At 58.6% G+C, this 12,953-nt stretch carries 9 protein-coding genes and 1 pseudogene; 4 read left to right on the top strand and 6 right to left on the bottom strand.

Translation table 11 applies throughout. The features are described from left to right. Positions 1-268 (top strand): annotated as a pseudogene (locus IC37_RS30180) (hypothetical protein); the annotation flags it as partial. Here IC37_RS30180 and IC37_RS18940 read toward each other — a convergent pair. The 3 genes from IC37_RS18940 to IC37_RS18950 form a co-directional block, all read right to left on the bottom strand. Continuing rightward, positions 213-2,060, bottom strand: coding sequence for an amidohydrolase (locus tag IC37_RS18940; RefSeq protein ID WP_030129054.1), 1,848 nt, complete (start codon positions 2,058-2,060; stop codon positions 213-215). The pseudogene IC37_RS30180 and the gene IC37_RS18940 sit on opposite strands and share 56 nt — an antisense overlap. Positions 2,061-2,365: 305 nt before the next feature. Next, positions 2,366-2,680 (bottom strand): SCP2 sterol-binding domain-containing protein, encoded by a 315-nt coding sequence (locus IC37_RS18945; RefSeq protein ID WP_030129053.1) that lies wholly within the window; start codon positions 2,678-2,680, stop codon positions 2,366-2,368. A 64-nt stretch (positions 2,681-2,744) separates the two neighbouring features. Continuing rightward, positions 2,745-3,455 (bottom strand): histidine phosphatase family protein, encoded by a 711-nt coding sequence (locus IC37_RS18950; protein WP_030129052.1) that lies wholly within the window; start codon positions 3,453-3,455, stop codon positions 2,745-2,747. Between the two features lie 202 nt (positions 3,456-3,657). Between IC37_RS18950 and sohB the strand changes: the two genes are divergently transcribed. Continuing rightward, positions 3,658-4,680: a protease SohB gene (sohB, locus tag IC37_RS18955; protein ID WP_030129051.1), complete on the top strand. Its 1,023-nt coding sequence runs from the start codon at positions 3,658-3,660 to the stop codon at positions 4,678-4,680. A gap of 192 nt (positions 4,681-4,872) precedes the next feature. After that, a complete protein-coding gene (locus IC37_RS18960; RefSeq protein ID WP_030129050.1) occupies positions 4,873-8,784 on the top strand; it encodes a dermonecrotic toxin domain-containing protein in 3,912 nt (1,303 codons plus the stop codon). A 49-nt stretch (positions 8,785-8,833) separates the two neighbouring features. On the opposite strand, the gene IC37_RS18965 is transcribed toward IC37_RS18960, so the two are convergent. Both IC37_RS18965 and IC37_RS18970 read right to left on the bottom strand, forming a co-directional pair. After that, a complete protein-coding gene (locus IC37_RS18965; RefSeq protein ID WP_030129049.1) occupies positions 8,834-9,328 on the bottom strand; it encodes a DUF934 domain-containing protein in 495 nt (164 codons plus the stop codon). Next, a complete protein-coding gene (locus tag IC37_RS18970; RefSeq protein WP_030129048.1) occupies positions 9,312-10,970 on the bottom strand; it encodes a nitrite/sulfite reductase in 1,659 nt (552 codons plus the stop codon). Before IC37_RS18970 ends, IC37_RS18965 begins: the two co-directional genes overlap by 17 nt. Positions 10,971-11,494: 524 nt before the next feature. Here IC37_RS18970 and IC37_RS18975 point away from each other — a divergent pair. Continuing rightward, a complete protein-coding gene (locus IC37_RS18975; protein ID WP_030129047.1) occupies positions 11,495-12,580 on the top strand; it encodes an ABC transporter substrate-binding protein in 1,086 nt (361 codons plus the stop codon). 6 nt (positions 12,581-12,586) lie between these two features. On the opposite strand, the gene IC37_RS18980 is transcribed toward IC37_RS18975, so the two are convergent. Beyond that, complete coding sequence (locus IC37_RS18980) at positions 12,587-12,808, bottom strand: DUF2970 domain-containing protein (RefSeq protein ID WP_030129046.1); 222 nt, start codon at positions 12,806-12,808, stop codon at positions 12,587-12,589. Between the last annotated feature and the right edge of the window lie 145 nt (positions 12,809-12,953).

Consider the following 12,953-nt stretch of genomic DNA (forward strand, 5'->3'; position numbering starts at 1 on the left):
TGATTTTTTAAGAGCAAAAACAATGAGTTATTTTTTGTTTGATAAGAGCTTGCTCCCGCTGGGACGCGAAGCGGCCCCAAAACCTGCCACTGCACTTCTTCAGATGCACCTCATCGGATGGTTTACGACTGCTGCGCAGCCGGACGGGAGCAAGCTCCCTCGCCACAGATTTCACTGCCACATCGGCTGGATGGTGTTTGGAAGTATTTTGTTCAAAACGCAAAACACGAACAGCCAAACGCCCCCCAGAACCCTTGAAAGTCACTGACCGGCGCTGACGACAACCGCGCCCGTTCATGGCTGTGGGCATGCACCGCACAAGCGCCCACGCACTGGTGCACTTGCGCGGTCAGTGGCGCCAGTGGTTTCCAGTGTCCGGGCACATTCACCACGGGCGACCACTCAGGCACCACCGGGATGGGCGCAGGCCCCAGTTTTTCGAACTCGACGCTGCCGTAGACGATCTTGCCATCGACAATGGTCAGCACCGACTCGATCCATTTGATCGCTTCGTCTTCGATGTGAAAGTAGTCCGCCGACAGTGCAATCAGGTCTGCCAGTTGCCCGACCTTGATCTGGCCTTTCTTGCCCTGTTCGGACGAAAACCAGGCGCTGCCGTGGGTGAAGAGTTCCAGCGCCGTATCGCGGCTCAAGCCTTGTGGGTACAGCGCCAGCCCGCCGACAGTGCGGCCGCTGACCAGCCAGTACATCGACGTCCAGGGGTTGTAGCTGGACACGCGTGTGGCATCGGTGCCGGCGCCCACTGGCACACCCTCGGCCAGCATGCGCGCGATCGGTGGTGTCGCCTCGGCTGCCTTCGCGCCGTAACGGTCGACGAAATATTCGCCCTGAAACGCCATGCGATCCTGGATGGCAATGCCGCCACCGAGGGCTTTAACCCGTTCAATGTTCCGTGGGGTGATGGTTTCAGCGTGATCGAAGAACCATGGCAAACCGTCGAACGGAATATCCCGGTTGACCTTCTCGAACACGTCGAGCATGCGGCTGATGGATTCGTTGTAGGTGGCGTGCAGGCGGAAGGGCCAGCGCTGTTCCACCAGATGCCGCACCACCGGTTCCAGCTCCTGCTCCATGGTTTTCGGCAGGTCGGGGCGAGGTTCGAGGAAGTCTTCAAAATCCGCCGCGGAAAATACCAGCATTTCCCCGGCACCGTTGTGCCGCAGGAAGTCATCGCCCTGACCGTAATGGGAGGTGCTGGTCCAGTTTTTGAAATCGGTCAGCTCTTCCTTGGGTTTTTGGGTGAACAGGTTGTAGGCAATGCGCACCGTGAGCTGTTGGTCTTTGGCCAGTTGCTGGATGACTTGATAGTCGTCCGGGTAATTCTGATAACCGCCGCCGGCATCGATGGCGCTGGTGACGCCGAGTCGATTGAGTTCGCGCATGAACTGACGGGTCGAGTTGACCTGATACTCCAGCGGTAATTTCGGTCCCTTGGCCAGGGTCGAGTAGAGGATCATCGCATTAGGTCGGGCGATCAGCATGCCGGTGGGGTCGCCATTGGCATCGCGCTGGATCTCGCCGCCCGGCGGGTTCGGCGTGTCGCGGGTATAACCGACGACTTTCAATGCCGCACGGTTGAGCAGGGCGCGGTCGTAAAGGTGCAGGACGAACACCGGGGTGTCCGGCGCAGCCTTGTTCAGTTCTTCAATCGTCGGCAGACGCTTCTCTGCAAACTGGAACTCGTTCCAGCCTCCGACCACCCGCACCCATTGCGGTGTGGGCGTGCGATCGGCCTGTTCCTTGAGCATGCGCAGGGCATCGGCCAGGGATGGCACGCCTTCCCAGCGCAGTTCGAGGTTGTAGTTCAGGCCGCCACGAATCAAGTGCAGGTGGGAATCGTTGAGCCCCGGAATCACGGTGCGGCCATGCAGGTCGATGATCTGGGTGCCAGGACCTTGCAGCGCCATGGCCTGGGCATCGCTGCCGACCACCACGAAACGCCCGTCCTTGATCGCGACGGCACTGGCCTGGGGTTTCTTGCGGTCCACCGTGTGCAAGCGGCCGTTGTACAGAATCAGGTCAGCCGGGGTGTCGGGCATGGTTTTGCTCCCTGCGAATAACGGGCTGACCCAGGCACCGACGGCACCTGCCGAAAGGCCTTGCAATACACGGCGACGGTTGAAGTCGTTGGGCTCGTCAGGTGGGCTCATGGCAGTGCTCTCCACAAAGTCTTCAAAAAAGAAGCGAGGGCAAACAGCCGATGTCTGACGCATGCGGCCAGAAGGAATATAGTCGGCAAATCCGCAGAGAGCCGTTTTCCGAGGGCGAAAAAAAAAGAATCCCGCCACAAGGGGCGGGATTCGTTCGCAGCCAGACGCGCTCCCGAAAGACGGGAGTGGCGTGCTTAGCTTGGGAACAGCTCGGACAGTTTCATGGCCAGCATCATGTCGCCTTCAGCGCGCAGTTTGCCGCCCATGAACGCTTGCATGCCGTCGGTCGAACCGTCGACGATGCCTTGCAGGGTTTCGCCGTCCATTACCAGAGTGACCTGGGCGTCCGGGTTCTCGCCTTCTTGCAGTTCACAGGTGCCGTCTTTGACGATCAGCGAGAAGTTCTTGGTGTCGTCGATGCGGAAACCGAAGACCAGGTCCAGACCGGCAGCAGCGGCTGGGTTGAACTTGGCTTTCATTGCTTGTACGGCATCAGCTACGGAGGTCATGGTTCGATCCTTTCTTGGGTAATAAGAGCTGGGTGATTACAGCCAGGGTCACAATAATCCGGACTCAGCGAAACGTGATGAGTTCCGGGGCCTTCAGCAGTTGCAGGTGCGCATGACTGTTGAAGGAAGCCAGGGCCACCTCGCGACCACGAAACTTGAGCAGGTTGAGCGAGGTGTTGACGATTTGCCAGTTCAGTTCGAAGGCCTGTTTTGCAGGCATTTGCGTAATGAGGTGGAGCAGGGCAGTGATGGTGCCGCCGGAAGTGAACACGGCGATTTTCTGGGTATTGTCCGCTTGTTCGAGCAATCGATGCAGACCGGCCTGCACCCGTTCGACGAAACCCAGCCAGCTCTCCAGCCCCGGTGTGTCATAGGTGCCGGCGAGCCAGCGTTCGATGATCAGGGCGAAGATGCGTTGGAATTCAGCACGGTTTTGTGCGGCGTTGCGCAGGATATCCAGCGCTTGGGGCTCGTCCTCCAACATGGCCGGCAGCAGGGCACGGATCACCGCGTCGGCATCGAATTCGTTGAAGGCGGAATCGATTTCCAGCACCGGCACCGGCACCCCGACGGCGGCGAATTGTTCCAGCGCGCTGTTGGCGGTGTGTTGCTGGCGGCGCAGGTCGCCCGACAGGCAGCGATCGAAGCTGACACCGAGTTCGGCCAGGTGCTGACCGAGGAGTTCTGCCTGGCGAATACCGGTCGGCGACAGGACGTCATAGTCGTCTGCACCAAAGGAGGCCTGGCCATGTCGAATCAAGTAGATGCTGCCCACGTCCGCGTCGTCCCGGTACGTTGAAGGTTTGGCGAGGTTATGAGGATGACGGTGAGCTGTCAATGAAAAAACATACGCTTGTTTGAAATGCCCGTTGCAGGCCTGTTGCCAGAGGTTTCACGGCTGGTCGTGGGGCCGGCGGATGGGTATGCTGGAGCTATCCCGCGCGTGTTTAACCCGCGCATTGATTGAAGGAGTCCCTGTGGAGCTTTTGTTCGAATACGCCATTTTTCTGGCCAAGACCGTGACTCTGGTGATCGCCATTCTGGTGGTCCTGGCCAGTTTTGCGGCGTTGCGCAGCAAAGGTCGGCGCAAGTCGGCCGGGCAGCTGCAAGTCAGCAAACTCAATGATTTCTACAAAGGGCTGCGCGAACGCCTGGAGCAAACCTTGCTCGACAAGGATCAGCTCAAGGCCTTGCGCAAGTCCCAGGCTAAAACCGATAAAAAGCAAAAGAAGAAACCCGAGGCCAAACCGCGGGTGTTCGTGCTGGATTTCGACGGTGACATCAGGGCGTCGGCCACTGAGAGCCTGCGCCACGAAATCACCGCGCTGCTGACCCTCGCCACGCCGAAGGATGAAGTGGTGCTGCGCCTGGAAAGCGGCGGCGGCATGGTCCACAGCTATGGCCTGGCGTCTTCGCAACTGGCGCGGATTCGTGAAGCCGGCGTGCCGTTGACCGTGTGCATCGACAAGGTCGCGGCCAGTGGCGGCTACATGATGGCGTGCATTGGCGAGAAGATTATCAGTGCGCCGTTCGCGATCCTCGGCTCGATCGGCGTGGTGGCGCAGTTGCCCAACGTCAATCGCCTGCTGAAAAAACACGACATCGATTTCGAAGTACTGACGGCCGGCGAGTACAAGCGCACCTTGACGGTGTTTGGCGAAAACACCGAGAAGGGCCGGGAGAAATTCCAGGAAGACCTGGACATCACCCATCAGCTGTTCAAGAACTTCGTTTCCCGCTATCGCCCGCAACTGGCCATCGACGAAGTGGCCACCGGAGAAATCTGGTTAGGCATTGCGGCGCTCGACAAGCAACTGGTGGATGAACTCAAGACCAGCGATGAATACCTCGCCGAACGCGCCAAGCAGTCTGAGCTCTATCACTTGCATTACGCCGAACGCAAAAGCCTGCAGGAGCGCATCGGTATCGCGGCCAGCGGTTCGATCGATCGCGTATTGCTGAGCTGGTGGAGCCGATTGACCCAGCAACGCTTCTGGTAAAACTTCACTGCGCATCCGTAAGCAAATGAAACCGTGGCCTGCGCCGCGGTTTTTTTTCGCCAGTCAATCGTCGCAGTGCTCGCTGCTCTCAACCATTAGCGAATTCTCTTAGGCTTGTTGAGGATCCGTCCTGCTGCCGATCCAATAACGGGTGGTTATGTTGCTATTCCTTAAGTTTGCAATGGAATGCACATGAACGACCACTTTGACGACGTTGCTGCACCCCATTCGCCTGTCCTGCCGATGCATGCAGAGCTGAAGTCTACGGTGAACACTGCACTGCCCCTAACCCCCGAGCAATTTGGCGCACAGTTGATCAAGGAAAAATGGGGGCAAGCTACCAACCCGCTGGCAGCCCTGCTGGTGACGCTTGACTACAACTACAAGGGGCGTCCGCAACAGAACGGCATCCATCAAGGCCAGATAGCGAGCTCGCACACGCTGGTGCAGGCATTGCTGTCCAATTACCAAACCGTCGCGGATGGGCGTTTCGGCGAAACCGCATTCGGCCTGTACACGCCACCCGATGTCGGCCCTTCGGTGCGTATCGTGGCGAATGTCGATGAATTCGCCGAACAGGGCTCTGGCAACCACAATACTTATGAGGGCATCTATCGGCAAACCGTGCCACAGGTTTATGGGCCGGGTACGCAGATCGCCCTCAGACCCGCCGACTTCAAGAAATGGGTCTGGGAACTTGATTTACAGTCCCGCTATCAGGCATATCTTGATCAGGCCTGGCCGGCTGATGAGCGGATCCTGCAATCGACACCTTACCCGCTGAGAACATCGGTCAAGGCCGCTTTTGTCATGAGTGCCTGCTTGCAATATCAGGAAGGCAGCCTGAGCCGGGAAGGTCTGGCTCTGGCCATGCAGGCGGCCGGATTGCCTGCTGATCAAACCTGGGACGCGCTGAAAAGCGAGCAACTTCGAGCGACCACTCGCCTCAGTTCGCAAATCGAAGTGAGCCGCCTGACGATTTATCGCTATACCTCGACAGATATCTGGTGTTATCGCCACCGCGCCAGCGGCAGAGTGCTGTTGTACGTCCCGGCAAACTCTTCACCTTTGCATGAGTTCGCTGATATCCGCCACATGCGTCAATGGATCGTGACACAGGGCCAGTCGTTAGGCACTCGGCAGGCGATCGCCGCGCACTTTGCCGAGGATGATCGGGACGACGGCACCTTCCATGCGGGGGTGCTGACCGCCCTGGAAGGGATGGCGATGTACCCGAAGAAGCACAAGCTGAAAACGAACGCCGGGTTTTTCAATGACGACGGCTATTGGGACCCGCAGGACTACATCGACGTTGCGCGTTCATTGGCGGGCACCGATCCGTTCGCGCAGCTCGTGCTGACCATGAAGCAGGCCGCCATGGCCAGCGTCAAAACCATTCGCGACGATGCACAAGTCAATCGCGACAATTTGAGTGGGGTGATCGAGCCGCTCGTGCGATGGATCAACCAGTTCGGTCCATTGGCGTTATTCGTGCCCGGAGGCGAAGGGTTACTGGTGTTGGCGGGCATCATCGATGCCGGCTATGGCCTCAACCAGGCAATCAACGGTAAAACCCCGGCAGAACGTTCCGAAGGCGTGACCCGTACCGTGTTCGGGTTGCTTAACGCGCTGCCGCTGGCCGGAGCGGTAGCGGCGCTAAAAGGCGAAAATACGAGTGCGGGCACGCTTTTGGACAGGTTAAGTGAGTCCGCCGAGGTGGAACCTGAGCCAGGTGTCCAGCTTCCTTCCGGCATAGCCACAACCGCCCCGGCTACGCCGGCGATCACGACACGCCTGGAACTGATGCGCGGCGTCTGCGCACCCTTTGCCTCATTCAGCGACGAGGTGCTGGGCCAAATCGCCCGGATCAGCAATGTTGATGACGACATGTTGCGCTTGATGCAAGTCGGACGACCGCCTACTCCGTTGCTGGCCGATACCATCACCCGGTTCAAGCTGGATCAGGAGCTTGAAGCGGTTGCCGACCCGTCAGCGCGAGCCGGGCTATTCAACAGCCGTTATGAGGCGCTCCAGCATTCCGAGCTTGAATGGGTCCGGGTGTTTCAACGTGAGTACCCCGGTTTACCGAAAAACGTCGTGGAACAGTTTCTCGACCGCTCCGGAATCGAGATGGATAAATCGGTTGACGCTGGCGAAATGCTGGAGGCTTTCAGGCGCCTGGACAGCAAAGCGCGCCAATATCACCAGCACGTGCGGCTGAACCGGGCCTACGAAAGCCTCTACTTGCGCTCAATCGCCAACCCCGAGTCCGACGTCCTGGCATTGCATTCACTTGTGCGTCTGCCCGGTTGGCCAAAAGGCCTGCGGATCGAAGTGCTGGAGGACTCGATCGGTGGTCGGGTATTGGATCGCTGCGGTCCGTTCGATGCGCTGGACTGTCGCCGCCTGATCAAGGTCGAAAACCGGTATCGAGCTTTTGCGATGACGGAGCCGTCCAGCGAGGGTACCGATCTGTTTACAGCGCTGCTCGGCGTGCTGTCCGCCGATGAACGCGCGACGCTGTCGTTGCCCTCGATGAATCAGGCCCAAGCGTTGAGGTTCAGTCTCGGCGAACGGGCGTTGTCACGCTCGGAACTCATGCTCGGGCTCAGCAGGATGGACTCGGGCTTACCCTTCGATGCCCAGGGACTGCGCGGCGGGGGCTTTCCGACTACATCGCAGGGCGGCGCCCTGACCCATCAAATGATGCGACTGCAAGTAAAGTCGATATACCCCGACTTCACCGATGCCCAGGCCGATGCGTTGCTGCAATCGGCCGGTAATGGCGCCCAGACACACCTGGATGGATTGAAGCTTCAGCTTGACCAGCTTCGTGTGGACCTTAATGACTTTATCGACCGGACCATGATGGACATCGATGACATGGACATCGATTTCCTGGATAGGGACCACGAGGACGCTGCGGGAATGAGTGCCGCGCAGATTGCGGCGCACAACACCGAACTGGCACAACAGGTGATGGACCACGAGCGGCAAAGCCGTAGCGAGCTCGCTGATGAGCTGATTGCGATGTGGCAGAAGCGCGCGCCTCACGCTAACCACGTGTACTCGGACGGACTATTTGCCGGATACACATTGAGCCTCGACTACGAGGATTTCCATCGATTGCCAACAATGAACGTACGCTTCGACGAAGTGATCGACCTATCGATGCGAGCTTTGCATGTGCTTGAACGGGGAACGCTCAATGGCTTCCTGGAAAGTTTCCCCAACCTTCGCACCTTGAATCTGGAACGAGTCGATTTGCGTGTGTTTGATGACAACGGTGGCCAGCGGAGTGTTTTGCCATCGGCGATCCCGCGCATGGGCGGGCTCACGACACTGAACCTGAAATCCACGTTTCTTCAATTCGAAGAGAACACCGCTTCGCAGCTGAGCGATCTGACACGGTTGCAAACGCTGGACCTGAGTGAGAACCCGTTGACCGTCCCGCCGGTTGTGCTGGGGTTGAACGAACTGCGGGTATTGAATCTGAAAACCACCGGCATCAGTCGTTGCCCGATCGGCATTGCGGATCAACCGTACCTCACGTCTCTGGACCTGCGCGACAACCAGATCAACCGGGTTCCCGACGCAGTGCTGAAACAGGCTGTTGACCGGAACCGGGTCAGGCTATGGGGTAATCCGCTGACCGATGAGGACACGCTGATTCGATTGGTAGAGCATCGCGAGCGCACCGGAATGAACCTGTGGCTGAGTCAACCGGGGAGCAATTATGGCAGCGCGATGCCATGGCTGGAGGAGGGGGACGAGCTGATACGGGCAGCCCGGCAGCAGATCTGGCAGCGGCTGGCAGCAAAACCGTCGGGTGGCGCGTTCCTGCGGGTCATGGACGGGTTGAGTCTGACGGCGGATTTCCAGGTCGGTTACTGGATGCTGCAAGCACGGGTGTGGCGATTACTGCGCGAAGCGGATGCCTCGGAAGAATTATGGGGGTGGCTGCGTCAATGTGTCGAAACGACTGTGGCCGACGCGGAAAATCCCTTCAGCCTGTTCAGCGTTCTGGAAGATCGAGTCAGGCTTTATCGGGACTGGGTGGATATGGGGCGACCGATCCCATTGCCGCAACCGCCAGCGCTTTAGGGGATGGAGAAATGCCTTGAACCCCGCTGCGGAGTTCAAGGCATGACGATCAGCGGCGACGGAACAGCGGCAGCGGTTCGTCGGTAGCAGCCTGATAGGTCACCGAGAAGTCCTTGAGACCTTCCAGGGCTTGATATGGGTCTTTATCGGCGCGGATCGCAAAGGCGTCGAAACCGCAGCGGTGCAGGTAGAACAGCTGGTCGCGCAGCACATCGCCAATCGCCCGCAGTTCGCCTTTGAAACCATAACGGTCACGCAGCAGGCGAGCATTGGAGTAGTTGCGACCATCGGTGAAGGCCGGGAAGTTCAAGGCGATGACCTGGAACTGTGCAACGTCGTCACCGATTTCTTCGGCTTCTTCATCGGCATCCAGCCACACACCCAGGCCGCCGTCGCGAGCCTTGAGCATACGGCTGTGCTCGCGCCACAGTTGCAACGGGACGATCAGGTCGTCGCAGTTGCTGATCTCGTCGATGTTGAAGTCCTTGGGCAGCAGGTGCCAGGTTTCGTCGACGACTTCGTTGTTCTTAATTATTCGCTGCATAGACGCGCTCCTTGAAGAGGTCGATGCCGATACGCTGATAGGTGTCGATGAAGCGCTCGTCTTCGGTACGTTGTTCGATGTACACGTCGATCAGCTTCTCGATCACGTCAGGCATGGCTTCCTGTGCGAAAGACGGGCCGAGGATCTTGCCCAGGCTCGCATCGCGACTGGCGCTGCCACCCAGGGACACCTGGTAGAACTCTTCGCCTTTCTTGTCCACCCCGAGAATGCCGATGTGGCCGACGTGGTGGTGACCACAGGCGTTCATGCAGCCGGAGATGTTCAGGTCCAGCTCGCCAATGTCGAACAGATAGTCCAGGTCGTCGAAACGGCGCTGGATCGATTCGGCGATCGGGATCGATTTGGCGTTGGCCAGGGAGCAGAAGTCGCCGCCCGGGCAGCAGATGATGTCGGTCAGCAAGCCGATGTTCGGCGTGGCGAAACCTTGCTCGCGCAACTCGCCCCACAGGGTGAACAACTGGCTCTGTTCAACGTCGGCCAGAATGATGTTCTGCTCGTGGGAAGTGCGCAGTTGGCCGAAGCTGTAACGGTCGGCGAGGTCGGCCACGGCATCGAGCTGCTTGTCGGTGATGTCGCCCGGTGCAACGCCAGTCGGCTTCAGGGACAGCGTCACGGCCACATAACCCGGCTTCTTGTGGGCCAGGGTATTGCGAGTGCGCCAGCGCGCGAAGCCCGGGTGTTCTTTATCGAGTTCGGCCAATGCCAAGGCCTGGTTGTCCAGAGCCTTGTAGTCCGGATCGACGAAGTGTTTGGCCACGCGATGCACTTCGGCGTCGGTCAACGTGGTCTGGCCACCGCGAAGGTGTTCCATTTCTGCGTCGACTTTCTGCGCGAACACTTCAGGCGTCAGCGCTTTGACCAGAATCTTGATCCGCGCCTTGTACTTGTTGTCGCGACGGCCGTAGCGGTTGTAGACCCGCAGGATGGCGTCGAGGTAGCTCAACAGATCCTGCCATGGCAGGAACTCGTTGATGAACGCGCCCACCACCGGTGTACGGCCCAGGCCGCCACCGACCAGCACACGGAAACCCAGTTCGCCCGCGGCGTTGTGCACCGGCTCAAGGCCGATGTCATGGACTTCGATGGCCGCACGGTCGGACGTCGAACCGTTGATGGCGATTTTGAACTTGCGCGGTAAATAAGCGAATTCCGGGTGGAAAGTAGTCCATTGGCGCACGATCTCACACCATGGACGCGGGTCGATCAACTCATCGGCCGCGACACCGGCGAACTGGTCGGTGGTGACGTTGCGCAGGCAGTTGCCGCTGGTCTGGATCGCATGCATCTGCACGGTCGCCAATTCAGCCAGGATGTCCGGGATGTCTTCCAGGGCCGGCCAGTTGAACTGCACGTTCTGCCGGGTACTGATGTGGGCGTAGCCCTTGTCATAGTCGCGGGCAACTTTGGCCATCATTCGCGTCTGGCGCGAAGTCAGTTGGCCATAAGGCACCGCCACCCGCAGCATTGGCGCGAAGCGCTGGATATAAAGGCCATTTTGCAGGCGCAGGGGGCGGAATTCTTCTTCGCTCAGCTCGCCTGCCAGATAGCGTCGGGTCTGATCTCGGAACTGCTTGACGCGGTCCTCGATGATCCGCTGATCGTACTCGTCGTATACGTACATATAAGTCCTGTTCTCAGGCTTGGGCCGGTCGGATCCAGTTGCGTTTTTCGCTTGCTGAAGTTTCCGATACTGCCTCGGCAATTCTGCGCGCACGGCCGCGCACTCCCAACGGAGCGGACGCAAGATACCAGTTTGCAGTTATGCGCAAAAGTGATGTTTGAGTATATGTAAAGAACCAAAACGACTAATGAAACTCATGGAGATAAAACCCCCATTTGTGGTGCGGGCAATCATCGTCTTAACTGTGCTCGAGTCTTTATGCAATCACCGATAAAACCGACAAGAGGCGATGCAATGAGCAACCCAACCAAAGCAGGGAAAAGCGATAGCACGGTCGATGCCTGGGCGATTTTGTTCCTGATCATCCTGGTCGTGGGTACGGCAGTGTTCTGGGTCAGCCATCAATAAACGACCCCGTCCGGGCCCGGTGCCGACAATTGTCGGATAGAAACCGGAATAAGCACCGTTCCAAGGGACTTCGCTGGCTATAATGCGCAGCGGATTTTCGGGGGTTCGGACGATCAATGTTGAAGTTCTTCTGTGGTGTAGTGCTGGCGCTGGGTACGGTCTGGGGACCGTGTGCCCAGGCGGCGTCCGTATTGTTCCTCAACCCAGGGACCACCCAAGAGACGTTCTGGGTCAGTTACTCGCAGTTCATGCAGACCGCGGCCAAGGAACTGGGCATGGATTTGCACATCCAGTATTCCGAGCGAAACCCTGAAACCACGCTCAAACAGGCTCGCGAAGCCCTGCAAGGGCCGAACCGACCGGACTATCTGGTGTTCGTCAACGAACTGTACGTTGCGCCGGAAATTCTGCGTCTGGCTCAAGGCAGCGGTGTGAAGCTGTTTTTGGTCAACAACGGCCTGACCGCAGACCAGATGCGCCTGCTTGGCGCTCAGCCGGACAAGTATCCCGACTGGTTGGGCAGCCTGGTGCCCAACAATGAGGAGGGCGGCTACTTGATGCTCAAGGAGCTGATTCGCCTGCATCGCCCGGTCGCGCCCGGCGAAGTCATTGAACTGGTGGCCTTTTCCGGCCTGAAGATCACGCCAGCCTCGCAACTGCGTGAAAAGGGCATGATGCGAGCATTGGCCGAACACCCGGAAGTGCGTTTGCGCCAAGTGGTGTATGGCGGCTGGAACCGTCAGCGAGCCTATGAACAGGCCAGATTGTTGTTCAAGCGCTACCCGAAAACGTCGCTGGTCTGGTCGGCCAACGATGAAATGGCTCTTGGCGCCATGCAGGCCTACGCCGAAACGGGCGGCCAACCCGGCAAGGACGTGCTGTTCAGCGCTGTCAACAATTCACCGGCCGCGTTACAGGCGCTGTTGGAAGGGCGGTTGAGTGTGTTGTTGGGCGGGCACTTCACTCTGGGGGGTTGGGCCCTGGTGCAACTGCATGACTACGACCAGGGGGTGGATGTCAGCCAGTACGGTGGGCGCGACCGGCAGATTCCGTTGTTGCAGCTGATCGATCACGCACAAGCCAAGCGATTGCTGGCGTTGAGTGCTACTCAGGATTATGGCGTGGATTTTCAGAAACTCTCCGCCAAGGGGCGACCGACGTCGTATCGCTACCCGTTCAGCTTGCAAGCCCTGATGCACTGAGCCGGTTCAGATACCCGCCAGGTGCACCACCAGTTTGACGATGCCAAACAGCGTCAACGCGAACACTGCCGTGAACAGAATCCCCAAAATCACGAAATGACTCGGCTTGCCGTGAGTGAAGTCACGCGCACGGTTTTTCCCGCTCTGCACCCCGAACGCCGCCGCCGTGACGCTGTGCAGCATCTGCCAGAAGGTCGGTGGTTTGTTGTTGTCGACTGGATCGTCCATAAATCCCCCGTCACGCATGTATGAGAGCTAAGCATAGACAATCCACGGCATGCACAAATCAAATGTGGGAGCGGGCTTGCTCGCGAAAGCGGACTGACAGTCAATATTGATATCGACTGTTATGACCTTTTCGCGAGCAAGCCCG

It is taken from the genome of Pseudomonas sp. QTF5, assembly GCF_000512695.2.
Taxonomy (GTDB): domain Bacteria; phylum Pseudomonadota; class Gammaproteobacteria; order Pseudomonadales; family Pseudomonadaceae; genus Aquipseudomonas.

What these genes read in the sequence shown, in the direction of transcription:
- IC37_RS18940 (WP_030129054.1), bottom strand. Translation starts at nt 2,060, where the DNA reads ATGCCCGACACCCCGGCTGACCTGATTCTGTACAACGGCCGCTTGCAC.
- IC37_RS18945 (WP_030129053.1), bottom strand. Translation starts at nt 2,680, where the DNA reads ATGACCTCCGTAGCTGATGCCGTACAAGCAATGAAAGCCAAGTTCAAC.
- IC37_RS18960 (WP_030129050.1), top strand. Translation starts at nt 4,873, where the DNA reads ATGAACGACCACTTTGACGACGTTGCTGCACCCCATTCGCCTGTCCTG.
- IC37_RS18965 (WP_030129049.1), bottom strand. Translation starts at nt 9,328, where the DNA reads ATGCAGCGAATAATTAAGAACAACGAAGTCGTCGACGAAACCTGGCAC.
- IC37_RS18970 (WP_030129048.1), bottom strand. Translation starts at nt 10,970, where the DNA reads ATGTACGTATACGACGAGTACGATCAGCGGATCATCGAGGACCGCGTC.
- IC37_RS18975 (WP_030129047.1), top strand. Translation starts at nt 11,495, where the DNA reads ATGTTGAAGTTCTTCTGTGGTGTAGTGCTGGCGCTGGGTACGGTCTGG.
- IC37_RS18980 (WP_030129046.1), bottom strand. Translation starts at nt 12,808, where the DNA reads ATGGACGATCCAGTCGACAACAACAAACCACCGACCTTCTGGCAGATG.